16 protein-coding genes are annotated in these 23942 nt (G+C 63.4%); 9 read left to right on the top strand and 7 right to left on the bottom strand.

Annotated features, from left to right (window positions below; translation table 11 throughout):
* The 9 genes from C566_RS0106325 (at position 1) to C566_RS0106280 (ending at position 14838) form a co-directional block, all read left to right on the top strand.
* Positions 1–1923, top strand: coding sequence for a glycosyltransferase (locus tag C566_RS0106325; RefSeq protein WP_026266444.1), 1923 nt, complete (start codon positions 1–3; stop codon positions 1921–1923).
* 7 nt (positions 1924–1930) lie between these two features.
* Positions 1931–3241, top strand: a complete 1311-nt coding sequence (gene wecC / locus C566_RS0106320; protein WP_018773497.1) for a UDP-N-acetyl-D-mannosamine dehydrogenase — start codon at positions 1931–1933, stop codon at positions 3239–3241.
* Positions 3234–4073, top strand: a complete 840-nt coding sequence (locus C566_RS0106315; RefSeq protein ID WP_018773496.1) for a hypothetical protein — start codon at positions 3234–3236, stop codon at positions 4071–4073. The genes wecC and C566_RS0106315 overlap by 8 nt, the downstream gene beginning before the upstream one ends.
* Positions 4074–4077: 4 nt before the next feature.
* A complete protein-coding gene (locus C566_RS22055) occupies positions 4078–6015 on the top strand; it encodes a glycosyltransferase (protein ID WP_018773495.1) in 1938 nt (645 codons plus the stop codon).
* Positions 6012–8306, top strand: coding sequence for a glycosyltransferase family 2 protein (locus C566_RS0106305; RefSeq protein WP_018773494.1), 2295 nt, complete (start codon positions 6012–6014; stop codon positions 8304–8306). The genes C566_RS22055 and C566_RS0106305 overlap by 4 nt, the downstream gene beginning before the upstream one ends.
* Complete coding sequence (locus tag C566_RS0106300; protein WP_018773493.1) at positions 8303–9217, top strand: hypothetical protein; 915 nt, start codon at positions 8303–8305, stop codon at positions 9215–9217. Before C566_RS0106305 ends, C566_RS0106300 begins: the two co-directional genes overlap by 4 nt.
* Positions 9218–9359: 142 nt before the next feature.
* Positions 9360–10682, top strand: coding sequence for a UDP-glucose dehydrogenase family protein (locus C566_RS0106290; RefSeq protein WP_043466256.1), 1323 nt, complete (start codon positions 9360–9362; stop codon positions 10680–10682).
* Between the two features lie 69 nt (positions 10683–10751).
* Positions 10752–12599 (top strand): glycosyltransferase family 2 protein, encoded by a 1848-nt coding sequence (locus C566_RS0106285; protein ID WP_155846746.1) that lies wholly within the window; start codon positions 10752–10754, stop codon positions 12597–12599.
* Positions 12592–14838, top strand: a complete 2247-nt coding sequence (locus C566_RS0106280; protein ID WP_018773490.1) for a polysaccharide pyruvyl transferase family protein — start codon at positions 12592–12594, stop codon at positions 14836–14838. Before C566_RS0106285 ends, C566_RS0106280 begins: the two co-directional genes overlap by 8 nt.
* A gap of 4 nt (positions 14839–14842) precedes the next feature.
* Here C566_RS0106280 and C566_RS0106275 read toward each other — a convergent pair whose 3' ends face one another.
* From C566_RS0106275 to C566_RS0106245, 7 genes are all read right to left on the bottom strand, one after another.
* A complete protein-coding gene (locus C566_RS0106275) occupies positions 14843–17368 on the bottom strand; it encodes a glycosyltransferase family 8 protein (protein ID WP_018773489.1) in 2526 nt (841 codons plus the stop codon).
* A 38-nt stretch (positions 17369–17406) separates the two neighbouring features.
* Entirely contained in the window at positions 17407–19200 is a 1794-nt protein-coding gene (locus tag C566_RS22050) for a polysaccharide pyruvyl transferase family protein (protein WP_018773488.1), read from the bottom strand.
* Positions 19201–19348: 148 nt separating this feature from the next.
* A complete protein-coding gene (locus tag C566_RS22045; protein WP_018773487.1) occupies positions 19349–20221 on the bottom strand; it encodes a glycosyl hydrolase in 873 nt (290 codons plus the stop codon).
* A 316-nt stretch (positions 20222–20537) separates the two neighbouring features.
* Positions 20538–21260: a glycoside hydrolase family protein gene (locus C566_RS20975; RefSeq protein ID WP_018773486.1), complete on the bottom strand. Its 723-nt coding sequence runs from the start codon at positions 21258–21260 to the stop codon at positions 20538–20540.
* 379 nt (positions 21261–21639) lie between these two features.
* Positions 21640–22785 (bottom strand): non-hydrolyzing UDP-N-acetylglucosamine 2-epimerase, encoded by a 1146-nt coding sequence (gene wecB / locus C566_RS0106255; protein WP_018773485.1) that lies wholly within the window; start codon positions 22783–22785, stop codon positions 21640–21642.
* 49 nt (positions 22786–22834) lie between these two features.
* Positions 22835–23230, bottom strand: coding sequence for a hypothetical protein (locus C566_RS0106250; protein WP_018773484.1), 396 nt, complete (start codon positions 23228–23230; stop codon positions 22835–22837).
* 76 nt (positions 23231–23306) lie between these two features.
* Positions 23307–23882 carry a YdcF family protein gene (locus C566_RS0106245; RefSeq protein WP_018773483.1) on the bottom strand — a complete coding sequence of 192 codons (576 nt, stop codon included), beginning with the start codon at positions 23880–23882 and terminating at the stop codon, positions 23307–23309.
* Between the last annotated feature and the right edge of the window lie 60 nt (positions 23883–23942).

The raw sequence follows: 23942 nt of genomic DNA, 5'->3' as shown, positions 1-23942 counted from the left end.
ATGAGTTTTCGAAACAAGACGGCGTACTGGCGCCGCGCACTTTGGCACGCCCGCCGGGGCGGCATGTCCCAGGTCAAGAGCTATCTCCACCGCAGCACGGCCGAGCGCGACGAGGCCAGTATGTCCGGAGTTCGCGGCGCGGAAGGTGCTTGGCGCGGCTTGGGACGCAGCCGGCACCTGATCTTCCGTGAAACGGCCATTGACGTCGCGCAGCCGCGGAACCCGGACCTGCGAGTCGGCATCATCATGGACGACTTTTCCGCGGCGGCATTCTCCGCCGAGTGGACCGTCGTGGCGCTCAGGCCGGACAGCTGGGCCCAGCAGCTGCGTGACGAGGCACTGGACTTTGTCGTGGTCGAATCCGCCTGGGCCGGTAACGCCGGACTCTGGCGGGGCAAAATCACGGGTCCCGCCGGCCCCGCAGCAGTCTTCCAGGAATTGGTGGAAGGATGCCGGGCGGCCGGGCTTCCTGCGGTCTTCTGGAACAAGGAAGACCCGCCGCACTACGAGGACTTTCTCCCCGCAGCCAGATTGTTCGACCACGTCTTTACCACCGATGCCAACATGCTTCCCCGTTACCGGGCGGACCTGGGCCACAGCCGGATTTCCGTGCTGCCCTTTGCCGCGCAGCCCCGCATCCACAACCCGGCCCGCCCCCGGCACGGCTGGCACGCCCGCGAGATTGCATTCGCTGGAATGTACTTTGCGCACAAGTATGAGGACCGTCGGCGCCAGATGGAGTACTTGCTGGGAGCGGCCGTGGACGCGACGGCGGGCAAGCGTCCAGGCTTTGAAATCTTTTCGCGCCAGCTTGGCAGTCAGCCGCAGTATCAGTTCCCGGGAATCCTCAAGAAGCACGTGGTGGGATCCCTGTCCTACAAACAGATGCTGACCGCCTATAAGGCGTACAAGGTCTTCCTCAACGTCAACTCCGTCACGGATTCGCCGTCGATGTGTGCCCGGCGCATTTTCGAGATCACGGCGGCCGGCTCCTGCGTGGTCTCTACTCCTAGCGCGGCCATAGCGGAATTCTTCCCGGGCAATGAAATTCCCACGGCAGACAACCGGCACGATGCCGCGCACCTGTTGAAGGCGCTGACGGCCAACCCGGACTACGCACAGCGCCTGGTCCACAAGGCCCAGCGCAGAATCTGGGCGGAACACACCTTCAGCCACCGGGCACAGTCCATCGCGGCTGCGGCGCGGCCTGCCCTGGCCGCGCCGGCGCCCAGGGCCCAGGTATCGGTCCTCGTCTCTAGTTTCCGTCCGCAGCAACTCGACCATGTCATTGCCGGCGTCGCCGCCCAGCAGGGCGTGGATGTCCAACTGGTCTACCTCGCCCACGGGTTTGAGGTCGACGATGCGGCATTCCGGCGGAAGTGCCTGGAAGCCGGGATTCTCGACGTCGTGGTTCTTCAGGAACCGGGGCAAACGCTGCTCGGTGAGTGCCTGAATGCCGCCGTGGCGCGCGCCGATGGCCGGTTCTCCACCAAATGGGATGACGACGACATTTACAGCCCCATGTACCTGGGCGACCAGGTCAACGCCATGATGTACTCCGAGGCCGAGGTGGTGGGAAAGCGGGCGCATTACATGCACCTCGCCGGGGCTGGTGCTACGATCCTGCGCAACCCGCAACTGGAACACCGGTTCGTGGAAGCAGTCTCCGGACCGACGATTTTCGCTGCCACCGACACGTTCAGGCGCATACCCTTCCATCCCGTGCAGCGTGGGGAGGACTCGCGCTTCCTGGGCGACGTCATCGAGTCGGGCGGTCGGGTGTACTCCGCGGACCGCTTCAACTACTGCCAAATGCGGGGCGCCGACGTGGCGTCCCACACCTGGCCCATCACCACTGAAGAGCTTCTGGCTTCTTCAAAGATTCAGTTCTTCGGCTCGCCCGAAGACCACATTTTAGTTTAGGGGAGACATGGACGAGACGATTTTTGATGTTGCCGTCATCGGACTTGGCTACATCGGCTTGCCCACAGCGGCCAGCTTTGCCGCCAAAGGCAAGCGCGTGGCCGGCGTCGATGTAAAGCAGTCGACCATCGACGCCGTCAACAGGGGAGAGGTTCCCTTTGTGGAACCCGACATGGGCGTGGTGGTTTCGGGCGCGGTCAGCCTGGGGAACCTCGTTGCGATGTCCACCGTACCTGCGGCCGACGCGTTCATCATCGCTGTGCCCACCCCGCTCGCGGAGGGCAACGGCGCCGACCTCTCCTATCTCCGAAGCGCTCTCGAGGCCCTCGCCCCCAAGCTGCGCGGCGGCGAACTTGTGGTCCTGGAGTCCACGTCGCCTCCGGGCACCACGGACCGCCTGGGCGCCTACCTCACGGAGTTGCGGCCGGACCTGTCGCTCGAAGCGGGTCCCGGACTGAACCATGTCCACGTTGTGCACTCTCCGGAAAGGGTGCTGCCGGGGCGGATTATGGTCGAAATGGTCACCAACGACCGCGTGATCGGAGGCCTGACCGAAGAGGGGGCCCAGCTGGCCAAGCGGCTTTACGAGGTCATCTGCCAGGGCCAAATCCTGGTCACGGACGCCACCACGGCCGAAATGACCAAGCTGGTAGAAAACACGTTCCGCGACGTCAACATCGCCTTCGCTAACGAGCTCTCGCTTATCTGCGACAACCTGGGCATCGACGTGTGGAAGCTGATCGAACTGGCGAACCACCACCCGCGCGTGAATGTCCTTCGCCCCGGCCCCGGTGTAGGCGGACACTGCATCGCGGTGGACCCCTGGTTCATTGTCGACGCCGTCCCGGAACACTCCGTCCTGATACGCACCGCCCGCGAAGTCAACGACGCCAAGCCGCACCATGTGGTCCGGCAGGCTGTAGAAGCACTGGCCGACCAGCCCGGGGCAACCGTGGCTGTCCTCGGCCTGGCTTTCAAGGCCAACATCGACGACGTCCGCGAGTCGCCGTCCGTGACGATCGTCCAGGAGCTCGTCCGGCAGCTGCCTGAAAGCACCATCCTGGTGGTTGACCCGAACGTCGAGGAACTCCCGACGGCGCTGGCAGCATCCGGCCTCTCCGTGCTCCACGGCATGGAGGAGGCCGTAGCGGCGGCGGACCTCGTGATGCTCCTGGTGGACCATGATGAATTCCTGGCCCTTGACTCCGTTGCCCTGGAAGGAAAACAGGTCATCGACACCAAGGGCATCTGGAACCAGCAGGAGCCCTCCGAGCCCAATCGGCTGCACGCGCCCGTGGGGGCCTCCGTCAGTGGATAAGAAAAGCCACGCCCAGTCAGCGGCAGCGGCTATTGAAGACGAGCTGCGACACGCCGGTTTCGCGCTCAAAGCCCTGCACACGCCGCGGCAGGAGACCCCACTCGTCAAAATCCTGATCCCGGCCGCGAAGGCCACGGACCTGGAGATTGCAGGGACCGTCGCATCGCTATTCGGCTCCGCGTGCCAGGATTTCACCGTGGACGTTCTCGTGGAGGACAGGCGGCCGAAGCTGGAGGAGTGGCTCGTCACGGACCGCCGCTTTTCATTTCCCCGAACGGACGGACGACAGCCTGCTGGGGCCGCCTACACGCTGGTGCTCAGCGCGGGAACGGCCATCGGCCTGCACTCGCTGGAGGCGATGATCGACACCCTGCGCCAGACACAGGCACTTGTCCTGAGGGCACTGGTGGACGGGCAGTCCGGCGCGATGGAACTGTGGCAGACGGCGACCCTCCGGGAGCTGTCAGAAACCGGTGACCCTGAGAAATCCGCACGAAGCGCCGGCGGTGAACGGTGGGTCTCGGGGAGTGCCCTGGGCCTGCACGACTTCCGGCGGCCCAAACCCAAGCTGCACCTGCGCAAAGGCGCCGCGGCAACCCTTGACCTCAATATCGTGGTCCGGGATTTGGCCGACGCCGCTACCCGCCTCGACTATGAGCAGAAGATCCGGCACCTCGAGGCACGGCTGAAGAAGTCCGAAATCGAGCGCCGCCGCCTGGAGCAGGGGATGGCCCCGAACCGCGGCCTCTCCCGCGCCCGTGCCATTGCCCGTAAGGGCCCGGCCTACATCTTTGGCCAGCTCAAGTCCCGCGCGGGCGGGGCGGGGAGCTAGCAGCATGCAGATCAAGAGCGTTGTCGTCGGCCCGGCAGAGCACTCCATGGCGCAGCTGGCGTTGGACCTTGGACTGGACTACGCCCGCTCGGACTGGGAGCACCGCGACCCCAAGACCGCGTCCGACTGGGAACACGCCGTTCCTGCGGATCAATTGTGGTGGGATCAGTACGTTGTGCAGACCGAGTCCCTCGCCGAGGCCAGGACGCTGCTTCCCTTGTTCCGCAGCGAGGGACGGGCGCAGCGCTTCGTCCTCGTGATCCGGGGTCTCTTCCCGGCAGCTGATCTGCCGGTCTGGACGCCGCGCAGCCTCCAGGTCAAGGCAGGCACGTCCGCCCTGACCGTGCCGGGACTCGGCTTCGCCGTGGTGGTGGAAGGCGGCAAATGGGTGAATGTGCACGCTGCCGCCCTCGCCGCACTGGGCTGTTGCTCGCCGGCCGCGCCGCGGCCGGTGCTGGGCGGACTGCGCGTCGGTATCAGCGACCCCTCAGACGGGGCCTGGCTCGCTGGCGACTCGCTGGGCAGCTTCATGACGGAACAGCTCCTGCAGCCCGAGCCGGATGACATCTATTCCGTCGACGTTTTGATCGGTCCCGCCGTGCTCGCGCAGCGGCTCAGTGAGCAGATCGCCGCCCAGCCACGACGGGTAACCCCGCCGGTCTGGACTCCGTCGGCGACCGTGCTGCCTCCTGTTGATACCGCCGTCGTCTCTCCGATGGGGTTCTTGCCTTACCCGGACAAGCCGGCTCGTGCGCTCGAGCCGAGGGAGCTCGGCCAAGGGGGAGACCTCAGCGAAACCGGACTCGCCGCCCTGCGCCCGCACGACTATGTCGAGGTTGATGGCAGCCGCTTCGGCGGCCTGGACCGGCAGTTGGCGCGGCGCCTGAGTCAGCTCGCCGTCGCCGGCGTGCCGATGCTGACGCGTGCATTGCCGTCCCCGGTAAGGTCCATGCTGGGTGACCGGCTGGTGGACTGCATCGAGGCCTTCGACGCCGGTGACGCGCCGGTGGTGCGGGAATCAAAGTCGATCGACCTGCGCCGGACGGCGCTGGACCTCTACAGCCCGCGCGCCGTCTGGAACACACTGCTGGGCCGGCTCGGCAAGCCGCTGCTTCCCGTACCCTCCGTGAGCGTGGTTCTGGCCACCCGCCGGCCGGAGAAGCTGGCTTCGGCCCTGGAGCAGCTGGCATGCCAGAGCTGGGAAGCCGTGGAAGTGGTGGTGGTGCTGCACGGCTTCGACCCGGACCTCCCCGAAGTCCGCCGGGCTGTGGAGGCGTATCCCGGCCAGCTGCAGGTGCGCTCCGTTCCGGCCGACATGATTTTCGGCGACGTGCTGAACGCCGGTGTCAGCGCCGCCGGCGGCGATCTTATCTGCAAGATGGACGACGACGACTGGTACGGCCCGCACCACCTGCGGGACCTCGTTCACGCCAAGGACTTCAGCGGTGCCATCCTAGTGGGGGCACAAGTCGAATTCGTGTACCTGGAAAGCCTGGACATCACCACCCGCAGGCCTCCGCTCGGCGAGCAGTACTCGGACCACGTTGCGGGCGGCACCATGATGCTCGGCAGGGATGAGCTGCGTCAGCTGGGAGGGTGGCGGCCCGTTCATCGTGCCGTCGACCGATGCCTCTTGCAGGCCGTCCAGGCCGCCGGGGGACTCATCTACCGCTCCCATGGCCAGAACTACGTAATGCAACGCCACTCCGGGGCGGATTCGCACGGCGGCCACACCTGGAACCCAGAGGACAGCATCTTCCTGCAAAGCGTTGCCGAACAATGGGACGGGTTCCAGCCGCCGCCACAGATCGGCCCTGTTTCGGACCGTCCTGCAGGAGCACGGCTCGACGCCTTGCGTAGCCACTTCGCCCGGGTACCGGTGCCCGTCCCGTCCCAGTCCGCCCGATCCATTCAATCGCACATCCAGAAGGCTCAGGAATGAAATTTCTACAAGCTCTCCGCAGAATTGCGCGCCTGTCCACGAAAAAGAAGGCGGCAGCCGCTTCCTTCGCCGTCCTGTTCGCCTTGGTGGTGCTGGCTGCGTACCTGCGCAGCCCTTGGCTACTGGGCCTCCTGGTTGTGGTCTTCGTGTCTGCGCTGGCCGCCGGCGTGCTGTACATGGACAGGCTCTTGAAGGCGTCCCGACGCGCTACCAAACGCGCCATCGCCGCGCAGTCCAAGCTGGCCGCAACTTTGCCGGACCCGCGCCCTGGTGCCCTCGTCGAGTGGGGTGCCCGCTCCCGGATCCCGGAGGCGCGGCTTGCCCAGCGCCTGACCAAGCTCCGTTCCGTTGACGGCCGCGATGTCCTGGTCAGTACGGCTACCACGGGCCAGTGGGGCTGGCGGGACATGGCTGTGGCCCTCGAAATGTACCGGATCGGGGGGAAGACCCGGCGGAGCGTTCAGCACGTCCTGGACAAGACACCCCGCTCCGTACTGCTGCATCTCGGCGACCTCTGCTTCCGCCAGAACGCTCTCCAGGACGACATCCTCAACGCGGCCACGCTGTACAAGTACGTCTTCCAGCGGCTCGGTGCCAAGCCCTTCCGGGAAAAGCGGCGCGGGGAATTCTTCCTGGACGCCCTTGCCCGGACCGGTCAGGGTGAGGAAGTCCTCAGGCTTCAACACCTTTACAGGGCCGACGAAATGAACGCCAACGACCTCCACCTGTACCGCGCCAACGCAGCCAACCCGTTCAAGGACAATGCAGCTGACGCCGACCAGTGGCTCGCCGAGATCAACGGGATCTATGAGCGGGCGGGGCTGTCCCGGCTTTCGCTGGCCGAAGGCACCGCCCCGGCTTTCCTCCGCCTGCAGGCCGAAGGGCCGGTCACGGTCACGGAGGGGCCGCTGGTCAGCATCGTCATGCCCGTCTACAAGCCGGACGAATACACGGATCTTGCGATCCAGTCGGCGCTCAAGCAGAGCTACCGGAACATTGAAATCATCATCGTTGACGACGGTTCCGGCGGGGACGCAGCTGAACGGCTTAACAAGTGGGTGGCTGCGGACGATCGCGTCAAGCTGGTGCTGAACGAGCCCAACGCCGGCGCGTACACGTCGCGCAACATCGGCTACTCCATGGCTCAGGGCGAGTTCATCACGATCTTCGACGGCGACGACTGGCAGCACCCCCAGAAGATCGAGCTCCTGGTTCAGGGCGCCCTGCAACAGACCGACGGAAGGCTCGTTTCCGCTCCCTGGACGCGCGCGGACGAGGACCTCTTCTTCCACTACCGCGGATGGCGCGGAGCCTTCATCACGCCGGCCCACGTGTCCACCATGTTCCACACGCCCACCATTCGGAAGCACCTGGGTCACTGGGATTCCGTCCGTAAGGCCGCGGACACGGAGTTCATTCTCCGCTACCAGGCCCTCGTCAATGGCGAAGAGCCTTTCGAAGTGTGCGAGGCACCCTTGACGCTGTCCCTGGTGGGCGCCTCGAACCTTTCCATGGAAGATTTCCGTCTCGGCTACAGGTCGCCGGACCGGGTGTCCTACCGCGATTCTTACGAACACTGGCACAAGATGATCCAGACGGGCAAACACTCCGGCTACCTGGACTTCCCGCTTGCCAGGCGGGCGTTCCCGGCCCCGTCCCGGTTCCTTCCGGCCGGTGCCAAACAACAGGACCTGGAACTTGATATCCTGCTGGTCGGCGATTTCGGCGCGGACTCCCTGGTGGGCGTACTGATGAAGGAACATCTTGCGGCCGCAGTAGAGAAGGGAGAACGGGTTGGGCTTATGCACTATCCGAGCCTCCTTCACACGGCCGCCATCGACCGGTCATTCTCAGACGAGCTCATGGACGCCTTCCACGACGGGAGTCTTGTCCGCGTGGAGGTCACGGACCGCGTGCGGTCTGCGACAGTCAACGTCTATGATCCGACGGCGTTCCAGTACAGCCGAGAGCTGCGCAGCGGGCACGCTGCGGAACAACTGTCCGTATGGACGGACGAGCCGCCCTACAACTGGGAAACGGACGAACACAAGTACGAGGTCGGAACGGTGGAACGCAACCTGTTGCAGGTCTTTGGCGCTCCTATCCGTTGGATTCCGCTCAACGAACGGACACTGCGGGTCATCACCGAGTCCGGACATGGACAGAAGTCCATCGGTGACCATGTAGCGCCATCGGACCCGCTCACCATTCCCGACACCCCGGCGGAGGAAGCTCCGCGTGCACTGACAAGCTCCACCGTGGGCGCTTTTGAAGCAGGAGAGACTCCGTGAATACACCGAACACCACCACCACCGGCCTGGACTGGGACGAGCGGAACGCAGTCGAGATCCGCCGGGTCGATTCGGCCAGCGAGATCGACCACCAGGCGGCGGAGCCGCGCGAATATGTTGTGGCGGGACGATCCGGGGGGCCGCTTGATGTCGTGGCCCTCTACGCCCCTAAAGTTTCGAAAACGCTGATCGTTAGCTTCCATGGCTCGCTGGTCCGGTCCAAGTTCACGCTTCCACGCTTTGAATGGCGACGGACGCTCGGAAACCTGGAGGCCGGCGTTCTATTGATCGCTGACACCACCCTCGAAATGGGTGAAAAGGTTCCCCTCGGTTGGTATATCGGTACTGCCGAGCAAGACCTTTCCGACGAGATCGCTGCCGTTGTCAAACAAGTGGCAGCCGACGGCGGCTATGAGCGCATTCTTCTTACCGGGTCCAGCGGCGGGGGATATGCCGCGATGGCAATTTCGCGCCGCATACCAGGTTCTGCGGCTGTTAGTTTCTCACCCCAGACTCGCGTTGGTGACTACATCTCTTGGGTTCACAAAGTCTTGGTAAAGGCTGCTTTCCCCGGCTATGACACCATTGATGCCGTGGAAGTTGACTTTCCTGAGAGGGTAAACCTCCGTCGCCTCTACGCGGAGCAAGAAATCCCCAACTACGTGCGCTACGTCCAGAATTCAAATGACCTGGATCATTTGAAGGAGCATTATGCACCGTTCGCCGAGGTGCGCTCAATTGATCCTGAAACTGGCGGAATGGACGCTTCCGGGCGGCTCCGCCTGGTGCTGGAGCCGATGTCGAAAGGCCACGAGCCGCCCGCACGTCACCGATTCCTGCGCAATATCCAAGAGGCGCATGCGGAGTTCTTCGGTGAAGAGCTCATTATCCAGGCAGATGCAGACAAATGACTTTTGCTCCAGCCGCACTGCGACCTGACGAACAATTTCGGGCCATTACCCGTGAAATGATCTACCAGCAGCACCCACTCACCCCCATGGAGAGCGACTTGCGCGTCGCATCCGACGATACACAGGAGATTACCCAGTGAGCCTGACAGTAAGTGTTATTGGTACCGGCTACCTTGGAGCCACCCATGCTGCTGCGATGGCCGAACTCGGCTTCGACGTCATTGGAGTGGACACGGACGAACAGAAAATCAAGAGCCTGGCCAATGGCGATCTGCCTTTCTACGAGCCAGGCCTGCCCGAATTGCTCCGCAAGCACATCGCCAGCGGTCGCCTGACTTTTACGACCGAGCTGGAAACTGCCGCAGAGGCGGCGGATGTTCATTTCGTTGCGGTGGGCACCCCCCAGCGCGCTGGTGACACCGGCGCCGATCTCACGTACGTGGATGCGGCTGTGGCCGGACTCACCCGGCTCATCAAGCGTGACGCACTGATCATTGGAAAGTCGACGGTTCCTGTCGGCACCGCACGACGCCTTCAGGCAATGGTCAAAGAACTCAGCGCCCCGGGCCTGTCAATCGACCTGGCCTGGAACCCTGAATTCCTGCGGGAAGGCTTTGCGGTCGAGGACACACTTCGGCCCGACCGGCTTGTGTTCGGCGTTGATTCCCCGGCCGCCGAGGAATTGCTCCGGACGATTTACGCGGACGCAATTTCCCGTAACACGCCCGTGATCACCACCGATTTTGAAACGTCCGAACTGGTGAAGACTGCAGCTAATGCATTCCTCGCGACGAAGATTTCCTTCATCAACGCAATTTCCGAAATTACTGAGACGGTCGGCGGATCCATTTCCACGCTGGCGGACGCGCTCGGCCATGATGTGCGGATCGGGCGTCGCTTCCTGAACGCGGGCGTGGGCTTCGGCGGCGGTTGCCTGCCCAAGGATATTAGGGCACTGCAGGCCCGTGTCAGTGAGCTCGGCCTGGACCGCACAATGCGCTTCCTGACGGAGATGGATGAAATAAACCTCCGTCGTCGCGACCGGGCGGTGTTCCTGGCCGACGAACTCCTCGATAATGACGTTGTCGGGAAACGCATCGCGGTGCTCGGCGCTGCGTTCAAGCCGGAAAGTGATGACGTACGGGACTCACCGTCTCTGGACATCGCTGCGAGGCTCTTCAACCAGGGTGCGGAGGTCTTCATTTACGACCCCAAGGCCAACGCGAATGCCGCAAAGAGGTTCCCCCGGCTGGGCTTCGCCGACAGCACCGAAGAAGCGGTCCAGGGGGCCGACCTGGTCCTCTTGCTTACGGAATGGCCGGAGTTCAAAGCACTGGGCCCCTCCGACCTGGCCGGCCTGGTCAAGTCCCGCAAGATCATCGACGGCCGAAACGTCCTGGACTGGCAGGAATGGGAAGCCGCCGGCTGGACCACCCGAACCCTCGGCCGGAAGTCGGTTGACTAGTCTCGATGCCTGATTCTTTGACGGTTGCCCGGGGTGGGCGCGGCTTTGCCTGGCCGAAGGTGGTAATTGGTGGCTGTTGACATTATCGCCTTGGTGGGGAATGTCACAAAGGCACAAACCGCGCGAACCCTGGGTATGGATTTCTCCGGCTGGAAGCTGCGTAAAGACGACCCGCGAACCCCGGGCAGTACGGTCAAAGGAAAAGACAAACGCATGCGGGGAACTTTCGTCCTCGTGTGCGCTTCGCTCGTCGACCTTGAGCGTTCCGGCCAGCTTTTGGCGCACGAAGGCTACGCAAGTCGCCTGATTGTCGTCCTGGAGAGAACCTCGCGGCTCGAACGGTCAAACTTCAACGTGCCCCCCTCCAGGGCGGGCAGCCGGAACACTGTCGAGGTGTCGGACACCGGGTTCGTGTTCACGGCCGTTTCCGATACTTGCTCCATCGACATCGGCCAGGCCGTGTCAAAGCTCGTGTGCCCAGGATCGCTACTCCTCTCCGCCCGCGTGGCGGTCGAGGAAGCCTCAATGACCCGGCTGGCGGGAGGAAGCCACAAGATCGGCGTCGGACTCGGCGCCGTGCCGATGGAGCCGGACTCCATACCTCCTTTTGACGTGTTCCTGACCAACACCGAAGCCTCGACCGACGTGGCGCTCGATGAAGCCGGCCGCAGGCTGCTGGGTGAACTTGGTGTACCTGTCGTGGACGTTGACATGTCATCACTGCAGCCCGTCGATACCCGCTGGATCTCACCTGCCGGCTTTGAGGCTGAACCCCGTCTCGGCGTGGTTGACCTTGAGCTGGAGCACGCAAAGCGTCGGATCCTTCTGACGTTGCGTCCCGGGAACGGGGGATCCCGGGTCTACGATGTCAGCGCTGGCCTGAACGAGAACGTGATCGCCGACTTGCGCCCTTACCGCCAGGCTCGTTTGCAGCAGGCCGGAGAAGCGGACCCGCGGCATGCGGCCATGTTGCTTGCCGGAATGGCTTGTGCTGGTGTCCCCCTGCAGATTGATGACCTGCCCCCAGCGGGAGCCTGGGGGATCGGCGCGGACTTGCGGGGCCAGTACTCCGTTCTGCCAGAGCTTGACCTGGAAGACGACTTGACCCGGCAGGCTTGGTCCGTGGACACGCGGCGGCATGCGCTGCGCGTGCATTCTCAGCAGGAGATCCTGCGAGGCATCGTTCCGCGCCGTCCTTCGGAAAGTTGCGGCACTGATGATTCCATTTCTGTTCTCATCCCGTCCCGCCGTCCCGAATTCGTTGAGTCGATCGTGCGGCAGGCCGTCCATCAGAGCCACACAAACCGCGAGGTATTGGTTGGGCTGCACGGTTACAGCCGGCAACAACTCCTCGCGGCGTCTCCCTGGCTCCAGTCCCGGACCGACGTCCGCTTCATCGAGGTTGACGCCGACTTCAACCTGGGAGAGGCCCTCAACAAACTCACGGTGGAAGCGAGTGGCGATTACATCGCCAAGATGGATGACGACGACCTGTACACCCAGCACCACCTTGCCGACCTACTCGCAGCAGCGCGCTATTCCGGGGCCGAACTGGTGGGGTGCAAGGCGGAATTCGTGTACTTGGAAGTGTCCGGGAAGACAATACAGCGACGTCCCAACAGTGAAATGTACGGCGCTACCGTCACCGGCGGCACCATGCTCCTGTCGAGGGAAACACTGCGCAAGGTGGGAGGCTGGAGTCCTGTCGGCACCGCCGAGGACCGGCTTCTGCACGAGTCGCTGCGCAAGCTCGGTGGAACTGTCTACCGCACGCACGGCATGAACTATCTGATGCGCCGGGGCGACGGCGAACGAATGCACACCTGGAACCCCGACAGCGCGTTTTTCGAGAAACAAGCCATCAGGTCGTGGGACGGACTCGGATACCCCGGTTGGAGGACCAGCGGCGATGACTGATCTTTCCGCACTGGGGCTGCCTGAGCCAGACGTCCTGGCCAGGATAAAGGCCCGGCGAAACAATGGGCCGTGCTTGCGGATCCTCCTGGTCATGCCTCTCGATCCCAGTCTCAGGAATCAGGTTGAGAGTCTCCGACGGGCCCTGAGCATGCTGGGCCACCACGTCTTCACTGTCTCGGCGACCCGCCATGACGGGCTGATTCGTAAGTCGGAATCGGGCGGGAGCTCGACGCGTTCGGTGAATCTCAAGCCGGTTTCTCCAATTCTGGACACCTTCGATCCAGACGTCGTCCTCGTCCCGAACGCCGGCTACTCGGTAGAGGCATCCAGTCAGGAACTGGCATCCCGAAGGGGAATCGTGCTGCTTTTCCTCGACACCTTGCCAAAGGCCGAGGGGACGGCGGGGCCGCGCCGTTACGATGTCATTGCGGGGGGCGGTTCCGCCGATTCCGCTGCCCTCAGCCTCCCGTTCTACCTGGGCGCCGACGCCTCGCTGGCTTTCAGCCGCACTCCCAGGGATCCCGCACCGCTGTCCTTTGCCGTGATGGACGGAAGCGCGATGGCGCAGTCCTATCCTGATTTGTCCGCGAAGTTGGCCGCGGACGCCGACTTCCGTGGTGCCGGAGAGCCGGCCCCAGACTCCGCAGAGTCAGAGAACCTTGCCCGTGCCCTCGTCCACATCTACCCACCAGTTATCCCTTCCCAGCGCCAGACCCTCTGGCGGTGCATGGTCTCGCTTCTGTCCGGCTCTGCGGTAGTGGTGCCAGAAAAACTGCGATTGCCTGCCCATTTTGCCGCGCTGTCCGCCGTGTTCACCTACCGCGGGGAGTCCGGGCTGGAGGAACTGCTCCAGCGGCTGAAGGTCGACGCCGGCGACCTGGGACAAGCAGCAAACCAGGACGCGGCGATTCTTCAGTCCAGCTACTTGTATGAGGACCAGTTCCACCACCTCATTGAAGCGATTCGCGACTACGCCCAGGCGGATTTGGGGGCATTTGCTCCGGGCGTGCGTCAACGCATCAAGGAACGCTGGTCTGCCTCTGTTCGGCCACGGGGTCCGGTCGTGGCCATTTCAGGATGGTACGGAGAACGGAATATCGGCGACGAACTAATCTTGGACGTCCTCGCGCAAGCGCTCCGGCGCGTCAACCCGCACGGCCAGGTAGTGGTCGCCGCCCCGCGCCCGTCTCGCGTCGAGCAGGACCACGGCCTTGCCGCCATGCCGCGCCATGAGATGAAAAGCATGGCACAGCTGGCTCAATACGCAGACGCTCTGATCATCGGGGGCGGGGGCATCTGGAACGATAAAGCGGCCGACACTAACGGCGGGCTCGCCGGGTTGTTCCAGAATCCCCGGCATTCAGTGGTGAACCTGGCCACGTTGCCGGTCCTTTTCCAGGCGGTGGGAAAGCCCATTGCTGGTCTGGGTCTTGGAGTGGGACCCCTGCGGGAACGTTCGGGACGGGCCTACGTGCGCCTCATGGCGTCGCTGTGCAGCGTCATCAGCGTGCGCGATTCCAATTCTCAGTCTTTGCTTGAAGAGCTTGCCCACGCCGGGGCCGAGCCAAGCCAGGACGGTGACCTCGCGTTCGCATGGGCGGTACCGGTCTTGCCGCCGCGCCCAGGCACGCACGTCCAAGCCCCCTTGCGCGTCGGCGTCAATGTCCGGGCAATGGACAACACAGATCCGCTCGCAGCAAACCACCTGTGGCCCGGACTGGCCGAGAGCCTCCGGAGGCTCGAGAACGACTTCAATTGCGCATTTATCGGGGTTCCGTTTCAAAGCGGAGACGAGTCGGAGTTGCGTCTTTTGTTCGATGCAGTCGGCGCCCGCGAAAGCGTCGTCCTTCCGTTTACCATGGATCCCGCCCAGGCTGCTGCGGACCTCGGCAGCGTCGACGTGTTGGTGTCCATGAGGCTCCATGCTTCGATCCTGGGACACCGTCAAGGTGTTCCCGCGGTCGGGTTGTCGTATGAGGCCAAGATCTCTGACTATTTCCGCGAGGCCGGTGAGAGCGACCGGCTTGTCGGACCAGATGCCCCCGCCGGTGAACTCTTCAACGTCATCTCAGCAACGCTCCGGGACCGGGCACAGATCAGGGAGAGGCTGCGACCCGCTATCAACGCCATGGAAGGCGCAGCCCGTGAGCGGCTGGATGGCAACGTGCAATCCTTGCTGGCACTGACCGAACCGGGCGTTACTGATTTCTGGTCCCTGACGTCGGCTGAGACCAGGTGAGAAGCTAGACGGCCGCTTGGGCCAATTCCGCAATCGGTGCGGCATCCAGCCCACAGGCTGCGGCCTTTGCCGCAAGGTCCTGCACGAGCTCACACCAAGCGCCCTGATAGGGCATGCGAAGCTCATGCCAGGGCTTCGCGGGTCCGGCCCAGTGGACGATGAGCGGACGGGAAACGTAAACCTGAGAGGGTATGCAATTCCACGTGGGATGCAGGGCCCGCCAGTTGCTGCCGGTGTAGCAGTACAGCACGTCTTGGTCGGTCATGTCGAAATAGGACAGGTAGCCGAGGAACCGCGCGCAGAAATTATCCGAGCGCATCTGCTCAAGGTTCAGTACAAGGACCCCCGAGTTGAAAGCCAGGAAGTCCTTGCGATGGATCCGCAGCATGAGGTGCTTCAGTTCCTCCGACCTGGTCGGTTCAAGCCGCTGCGCGACCGCGCCCAGATGGCCGTACCCGCTCTTCGACCAGTCCGCCGTCGCCGAGCACGCTGCCAGCGGCACCGATTTCAGGTCAATATCAAAGAGTTTTCCTACGTCTGCGAGCACCAGGAGATCTACGTCCAAGTAGACAACTTGTGGTATCCCCCTCAGGAGCGCGGGCAACAGCAACCGGTCAATCGATGAGACGGTCAAGTGGCCGCCGGTGCTCAGCACGGTCCCGTAGTCGACCCTGTCGCAGGGGATAAAATCAAAGGCGATTTCCGGAAACAGCGAGGCCAGGTACGTGAAGTTGTCTGGGCCCAGGCCGCGGCAGAGCAGATGAATCTGCAGCTTGCGGTCGGTGCCCCGCTGCAGGCTCCCGATCGCCACAGCAAGTTGGCCGAACAGGTTGGCATCGCACGCCATCGCCACATGCACAGTGGCGGGGGCCTGGCGGACTTCCGCCTTTCCCGCGTGAACGGTATTTTCGCGCAGGACGCTGCTGATGGACTCGACGTCGAAGCCTGTCGGGGGGACAACCGGTGGCTGTTCATAGCGTCTCCACGCCTCGGCCACCAGCCCGGCAGTAGCGCGGGACCACGTCTCGTAAACGGCCGTCTCGCCGGCTCCGGCGGATATTTCTTCCAGGACGGCGTCGAGTGGGATTGACACTGAGGCAGGCGGCCGGTCTGCCTCCGGGGCTTCGTCGGCCGGCGCTTCTGTAGTGTTGGCCCGGCCCGGCGGGGCATAGTGGACCTCCAGGCCCAGCGCTCTCCTGATGGCGTGAGTTTCCGGATGCGGTGTGGAAACCGCCTCAGCAGTTTCCAGCGTCTGTAGGTACTCAAGAGCGGTCTCAAGGTTGCTGCCCAGAGTGGCCGATCGGAGGCGGGCGCTCTTCTGCTGCGCACGAACAAGGTTCTTCCGGCCGGGTTCGGAGGAAACCAGCCCGGACATATCGGTGTCACCCGCGAAGCCGGCACTGTTCTGATACCCGGAGCTTATGGGCGTGGCCAAGTTGGCCAGTGGCCCAGAGAGGAAGGCGTCTACGCCCTGGCTCAGCATGGCGTACGTGGTCGCCCAGTCCGCGCAACCAACGGGTCCGTACTTCCGCAATAGCGTCATCATCTCGGGATCACTGTTCAAGTCAGCGAGCTCGAATCCAAAGAATATGGGCCTGATATTGCTGGCAACTGGGAACGGCGGACGCGCCCCGAGGACCTTCTGGCCAAAGCGTCCGTGAAACACCGTCCATGTCAACCTGGGGACATCCTGCTCCCGAGGTGCGTAACGGGGAACGGCGACAATCCGGACCTGGCGCCTCGGCTCGTCTCGGGTGACCGTATCGTTGTCGGGTCCTTCAATGCCCTGCAGAGCGCGCGCCAGTCCAGCCTTCCCGGGGGCAAGTGAAGCCACTCCCCGGAGCCGCAACAGCAGGAGAACCGATTCAAGATGGATCCCGAGGTCCGCTGACGGACCAGCAATATCTGGTTGCGCGCTGTCCCAGATGCCGACGGTCACATCGCTTTGCCCGCCCGTCCGGCTGCTGGAGTCAGGCTCCTGCCGGGCGCGAAGGAAATCATCGATGAACTGGATGCTGGCCCGGTCCGCCTGGCACTCCTCGTTCGCATGCGCCGGATTTTCCAGGAACAAGCGGCAAAGTTCCGCAGCCGCGTCCGGCAGGCCCTGGCGCAGGCTGCTCTTGATAACAAGAACCCATGTTGCGCTTGGAAAGTGTCTTTCAGCGCTGTCGCGGAAGTGCTTAAGGGCGGCATCCGGATCCAGGTTGAATTGGACTTGATACCACTCCGTCGGAGCCAGCGTAAGCGCCTTTTCGTCCGGGACGAGGCGTAGGTAGGCTGCCGCGAGGTCGATCAGCCGGTTTTTCGACGCTACGATGGCGGCGCCGATACGGCCGGCGTCGCGGGTCGCAGGGTGGTCCGCAACCTGGAGAGCGAAGGAGCGGGCCTCCAACAGCTGTTTCGCCGAAACCAGCGCCCGGACGGTGCCCAGAATGGCATCGTCCGGGTCCTTCCCATGTTTGCTGCCCAGGGGGTCGCTGGTTGGTGGCACTGACGTCGCCTCCGCAAGATCGCTTTTGGTAAAGAGCACGTCGGGACGTGCTCCTGGCCTGGGTCGGGACTCCCGTCCTACTTGAAAGGCAGTCCCCCGGGGAAGGCGTCTAGGAGTGCCCGGGCATCGAACGTAATGGCACAGTCCGGATCGATGTGCTCGATCAGTGACTCGTCCAAGACACTGAACTGTGACAGGTCCAAGGGCGTCTGATCCGGCAGCTGGACGGACCTGAGGTAGTCGATGTACTTCGTACCGTCGCCTTGAATCTTGAGTGCGGTGTCGGAGAACTCAGCCCAGCGGGCGGGAATCCCGTAGGCGTGCGCAAGGATGATCCCATGGAGCGAAGTCGAGACGACCATCTCGCATTCGAGGAGCTCGTCGATGAACTTTTCGATTTCCTCGTAGCCCACGCGCAACAGATTGAGGTCCCTGACCCCGTCGGCGATCTCGCCGAGACCGCGGTGCCTGACGTGCCGGATGACGCCGAGGCGGTACTTCTTCTTGACTTCAGGGTTGTAGAGGAGAGGCATCAGAAGTGCCGGATCGCCGTACACCTCGGGGCATTCTCCGCCGGAGTCGAGGACGAGCTGGCGCGTGAGCGGGCCACGTACGGCATGGTACTTGGCGTTGGGGTTGAGGACATCGCCCAGGCGAGGGGTGCCAGTGCCCCAGACATCGCAGCCATCGTGTGCGAACTTGATGACGCTTCCGATCGCCAACATGCCCTTACCGCGCGGGGCCAGTCGCGGTGGAATGCCAGTGAGTTTTTCGACAATGTACGGGTTGAGGATGTCGCCGAGGTTACCGGGATACGGCTGCTTCATCCACCAGACTCTGGTCCGGTCCCGGGGTTCCAGCTTCAGGCGCTTTGCCTTGCGCTCCTGTGCGAGGTCGAAGAGGAGGGAAGTAGCCAGACCGGACAACCGGGGGTCCCCTGATGCTTCAACCTCGCTGAAAAGGCGCTCAGCCGAGGTGAATTTCTGCTCCTTCATGAGCTGCCTGGCATAGGCGATTTTACCGTCGCCGTTGAGGGGGTGGGCCAGATGGAAATTCTTGATGACAGCTTTCGCCTCGTCCACCCGTCCTTGTCGGCGGATGGATTCGGCGAGCCTGCGGACACGCTCGATGCTCTCGAAACCATAAGCTTCAGCGGTGCGGAGCAGCTGTTCCGCACCGGCGAAATCACCGGTCTTCATCAGGTCCTGGGCAATGACCGTCAGGATGCCGCCCCTGTTCTTCAGCGTTCCGTGCTGGAGGACTTTGTCCTTGAAATCTTGGACGTTCCCGCTGTCGCCGTGAAGAATCCAGGTGCTCGGCCCCGACGCCTCGATGGTTCGCGACTGGACCGTGGGAGGCAGCAGCAGAACGGACATTTGTTCCTCGAAGGAGGACCAGGCTTCCTGGAAGACGTAGTCGTCCGTCACGGGCCCCGCGGTTTTCGCTTCAACGTCCGCGAGATGATCCAGGAACCTGGCCGCCATGGGAGTGTTGCCGAAGTAGAGAACCTGAGGCGCCCACATCCGGGCTGAAACGTAAGGGTCAAAAGAGTTCAAATAGCCAGTGCGCAGCATGGCAGAGAAGTCGGCGTTGGAGTTGCGGAGAGTCTCCGGACGGTTCAGCAGTTCGGTGTCCGCGTCGATCCACATAACCGGCGTGTCCAGTTCCAGCAATTTCTTGCGGTAGAACTGGATCTTGAGTCGGCAAATCTGCGCCCAATCCAAGTCTTCGACTGCCTCGATGTGCTCAACTGAGTGGTTCAGCCCAAGGGCTTCGCACTGAGCGACGAGGCGCTCGGCGCCGTCGTGGTAGTACTGTGCGCCGATGGCGAAGCTGATAATGGTTGGGTATTGGTCCGCGGAGTGATTCATGTATCCCCTCGGCGCGCTGCGACGCGCCATATGTCTGTCCAGTGGGACTTGAGTCTAGCCCATAAGCCTACTTGCGAAGGTTTAACCCGGCCCGCCTGTGGTTCAAAACACAAGGGCATTACGCCCTGAATGACTGCCCCATGGCGCCTCACAGGGACGCGTAGAGCCTGCCTGTGCTGGTTAGGGAGCCGTTCGTGTGGAAAAGGGCCGAGCAGCCCATTTTGGGATCAAGGGCCGGCCGGGTCTTCCAGGCAAAGCGCTCAACGAACGGCATGGCCCGCAGGCCGGCCACGGTGGCGCGCATGAAGTCCTCGGTCTGGGCCCGGGAGTAAACGCTTGGCCGGGTGGAAGTGGCGTTCCAGTCAGCCACCGCATACTCGGTCACCCAGATCGGCTTGCCGTACCGCTCATGCAGTTCCGTGACCTTCGTCAAGAACTCGTCCGCTTTGGGCCAGGCGTAGCGGTGCATGGTCATGAAGTCAACGCGCAGTCCCTTGTTCTTGGCCTTGGCCATGAAGTCCGCGAGCCAGGGGCTGGCGGGCCCTGTGGTAGCGGGTGACCCAAGCCGTAGCCCGGTTGCCTGCAGTTTGGGCCACAGGCTGATGGCCTGGTCCACGGACATATTGGCTTGGTCCTCGTGGTCGGGCTCATTGAAGCCGAGGAGGTGCTTGGTCTTCGTTTCGGCCAGTTGGCGGGTGACGTAGCCGATGGCATCCTGCTCCAGCAGGGTCCTGGCACTCTTGATCATGGGGACAAAGGGCGTGGTCGTAGCGACGTTGGGGTGTGAGCCCCACGTGTAGTGCCACTTCAGCTTGAGGCTATTGATCTGCTGGAGCGCCAGGGCGTCCTTGCCGCCATGCCCCAAACCCTTGAGGGTGTTGGCGGGAGTGGTGATGGCCGGGACGGTTGGGATGGCGGTCGGGGCGGTAACGGCATGGGCCGTCCCGGCGTTGACGGCCAGCAGTGCACCCGGCGCTGCCATCGCGGCCAGTGGCATGGTGAGAAACTTGCGGCGTTCCATGTGTTCCTTTCATTGGAAGGATGACCGGACCGGATCCGGCGAACATCTCCAAGACGAATGCGAGTGAGCAGACCAAGGCAAAGTGGTGGGCAGGAACAAAGCCAGGGCGGACGGGGATCCGCCGCCCCAGTATCCATGAAGCGGAGTGACCGGTGCGGCGGAGAGTGGCTGCTCTGGCCTGTGGGATCTCTGTTTCAGTTGTGACTGAAGTCAATTTAGCACGGCAACGCGCAGGAAAAATCCCGGGTTTACACAGGAAATACGCAAGTTTCGCCGGGGCTGCCGGAGGGCTCGTGCGGCCGGCGGGGGGAGGGGCCTAGAGCGACCGGTAGAGCTGCCCGGTGGGGGTCAGCGACCCGTTGTTCCGGAACAGTGCAGAGGCTCCCATAATGGGGTCTCCGTGGACCCTGGTCTTCCAGGCGAAGCGCTCCACGTAGGGCATCTTGCGAAGTCCGGCAACGGATTCCTTCATAAAGGCCAAAATTTCCTTCTCCGTGAATCGGGAGGGCGAGGATTCGGTGGCTTTCCAGTCGGCAACGGCAAATTCCGTAATCCAGATCGGCTTCCCGTAGCGTTCGTGCACTTTCTGCACCGTTTCCAGGAACGAGTCTGCATTGGGCGGAGCGTAGGAATGCATCGTGACAAAATCCACCCGCAGGTCCTTCGCTGCTGCCTGGTCCATGAATTTCCCGAGCCAGTCGCCCAAGGCCTGAACCGGCGCAGGAGATCCCAGTCTGAGGCCCGACTGTTCCAGCTGCGGCCAGAGTTTGATGGCGGTGCTCACTGACATGTCCGCCTGGCCCTCGTGGTCGGGTTCGTTGAAGCCGAGGAGATGCTCAGCCCCCGTCCATGGCGCCTCGGAACGGACTTGCGCGACGCCGTTGCGCTCCAAGGATCCGCGACCCCAGATCATCGGCACAAATTCAGCGGATTCTTGCGAAGCCGGCCGAAGTGGGGGGTAGCCCGGCCCCCAGTTGTAGAACCAGTCCGGGTTCAGGGAATTCAGCTCATCGAAGCCGAATCCTTCGAACCGGGGCATGCCGATGCCCTTGCTCGCATAATCGGACTTGCGTCGGCGGGGTTTTAGTGTGGGCGGAGCAGCGGTTGGCGCGGGCGACGTGGACGGGCTCGAGGGCGGTCGAGGCGCGGGTGCCGTGTCAGGGGTGCATGCCGCCAGTGCGGCGGCGCCGACGGCGAGGGGCACGGTAAGAAAGGTCCTGCGGTCCATGTGCACCCCCTGGCGTTTCGGATTCTGGCCTGAATCCGAGGGAGCCAGATCCGTGGTCAGGGAACGAAATTCCGGCAACCCGCATCCTTGCCTGTTGAACACTCATTGTTTCACGAATCACGCCTCTTGTTCGACGTGTTTAACGAGGTCAGGAGGCTATCGAGCGGCTCAGCAGGCAGTGATCAGGTACCTACGCCCCGGTGAACTCCGCGGTCCGGTAGCCGACGCCGAGCAGTTCCTCGATGGCTGCCACCGTGCGGGCGGCGGCTTTGCCGTCGCCGTAGGGGTTCACTGCGTTTGCCATGGCGGCAAAGTGCGCGGAATCGTGCAGGAGGTGGCTCACCTCGGCAACAATCCGTTCCTCGTCGGTGCCAATGAGCTTCACGGTTCCGGCCTCCAGTGCCTCGGGCCGCTCCGTGTTTTCCCGCATCACCAGGACGGGTTTGCCGAGGCTGGGCGCTTCCTCCTGCACTCCGCCGGAGTCTGTGAGCACGATGTGCGCCCGGGACAGCAGGCGGGTGAACTCACCGTAGGCCAGCGGCTCAGTGACCAGCACATTTGCTTTGCCGTCCAGTGCGGGCAGCACCGCCTCGCGCACCACCGGGTTCTTGTGGGCGGGCAGAACAATCGTCAGTTCCGGCTCGGCGTCGGCGATCCGGGCCAGCGCCCGGCCCATGTTGCGCATGGCATCGCCCTGGTTTTCACGGCGGTGCGTGGTCACCAACAGGATCCGGCGGCCGCTGGTGGCAAGCTCTTCCAGCCGGGGGTCCGTGAACGGCAGCTGTTTGTCCACCGTGGCCAGGAGAGCGTCAATCACCGTGTTGCCGGTCACTACGATGTCCTCCGGACTTATGCCTTCCCTTTCCAGGTTTTCCCGGCTAGTGGAGGTGGGAGCCAGATGCAGGCGGGCGATCTGGCTCGTGATCTTCCGGTTGGCTTCCTCCGGAAACGGCGAGAGCAGGTCTCCGCTGCGCAGCCCGGCCTCGACGTGCACCACAGGGATGCCGTGGTAGAACGCTGCGATGGCCGCGGCCGTGGAGGTGGTGGTATCGCCCTGGACAACGACGGCGTCCGGCCTCGACCCGGCAAAGAGCGTCTCCAGGCCGTCGATGGTCCGCGTCATGATGGCCGACAGGGACTGCCCTGGCTGCAGGATGTCGAGGTCGTGGTCCGGAACAATGCCGAACAGTTCGTTGACCTGGTCCAGCATTTCACGATGCTGCCCTGTGACCGTCACGATGCACCGGAAGAGTTCAGACTCCTGCAGCGCGCTGACGATTGGGGCCATCTTGATGGCTTCCGGCCTGGTTCCGAAGATCGGCATGATGCTGTGCATGGTTTTCCCCAAGGGTGTGCGAGCGGTTGCTAAGGTTTATGGCCCGGCTTCAGCCGAGCAGCAGCGCCAGCACGATGGCTGGCAAAGCTATGGCTACAAAGAGAACGCCCAGGAGTGCCACCCGCCGTTTGCGTCGGTACTGCGCGTCCCGGAGGAGCTGCTGGGATTCCTTGTCTCGGGCTTCTGTCGCCGCGTTTGCGGCATCCTGGCTTGCGGTGTCCAGGTCTGCGGCATCCTGGCTTGCGGTGTCCAGGTCCGCGGCGTCGTGGTTTGCGGTCTCCGGTTCTGCAGGAGCCGGCGCTTCGGCGGGCGGTTCTTTGAGCGGAAGCGGCTCCGCCCCGGGCACCAGGAGGGTGTCTGCGATCTCCGCGTGCATGCGGCGCCTGCGCAGGTGCCGGGGCGCGGCAACCAGCGGGGGAGGGCCGTCAGGAGTGTGTTCCAGCATGTCCTCCTCGCCTGGGTCAGATGCCCGGACCGGCTGACCAGTTCAGCCGGATGAGGTTCAATTGTTACATTTTCGTTCACTGATTGGCGCATTCCGGCCGCAAGGAAGCATCGATCAGTCCTCCGGTTTCGATCACAAACCGCCTCAACCATTGGCCCAAATCCAGGTCCGGATGTGAGGCAACCATCTGTACGTCCGCCGTCGTGCACTGGCCAATCAGGCGCCCCGCGCGGGTGAGGTGATAACTGGACGTCACTACGGTGACGGACTTCCAGCCGTTGGCCTTGACCAGGCCGGATATGGCCAGTGCTTCGCCGCGGGTGTCCAGGTCCGGGGGGCGGAAGCAGATGACGGACGCGTTGGGGAAGACGGCCGAATTGCACGCCTCATCCGCCACCCGGTTGCCAAACGTGTCCGTGTGCGAGATCACGAGGACCGGAACGTGGAAATCGGCTTGGAACTGGCGCGCCACCGGCAGGCGTTCGGAAGCCGCGCCGCCGAGCATGATGACGGCGTCCGTCCGGTGCACGCTGAGGGGGTCCACGTTAACGAACAGTTGAAGGGCGATGATCAGCCACAGCAGGAGGCCCCCGACGGCGACCGCGAGCACCCTGCGGGTGGCGGTATTCACCGCGGCGACGGAAGGAGGCACGGCTAAGAGTTTGGCACGCGGTTTTCAGGTGGCGAAATGGTGCGCCGGTGCTGCGCCAAA

Source organism: Arthrobacter sp. 131MFCol6.1 (genome assembly GCF_000374925.1).
Taxonomy (GTDB): Bacteria; Actinomycetota; Actinomycetes; order Actinomycetales; family Micrococcaceae; genus Arthrobacter.
Note: the sequence above shows the minus strand (reverse complement) of the source record. Positions and strands in the feature narration are given on the sequence as shown.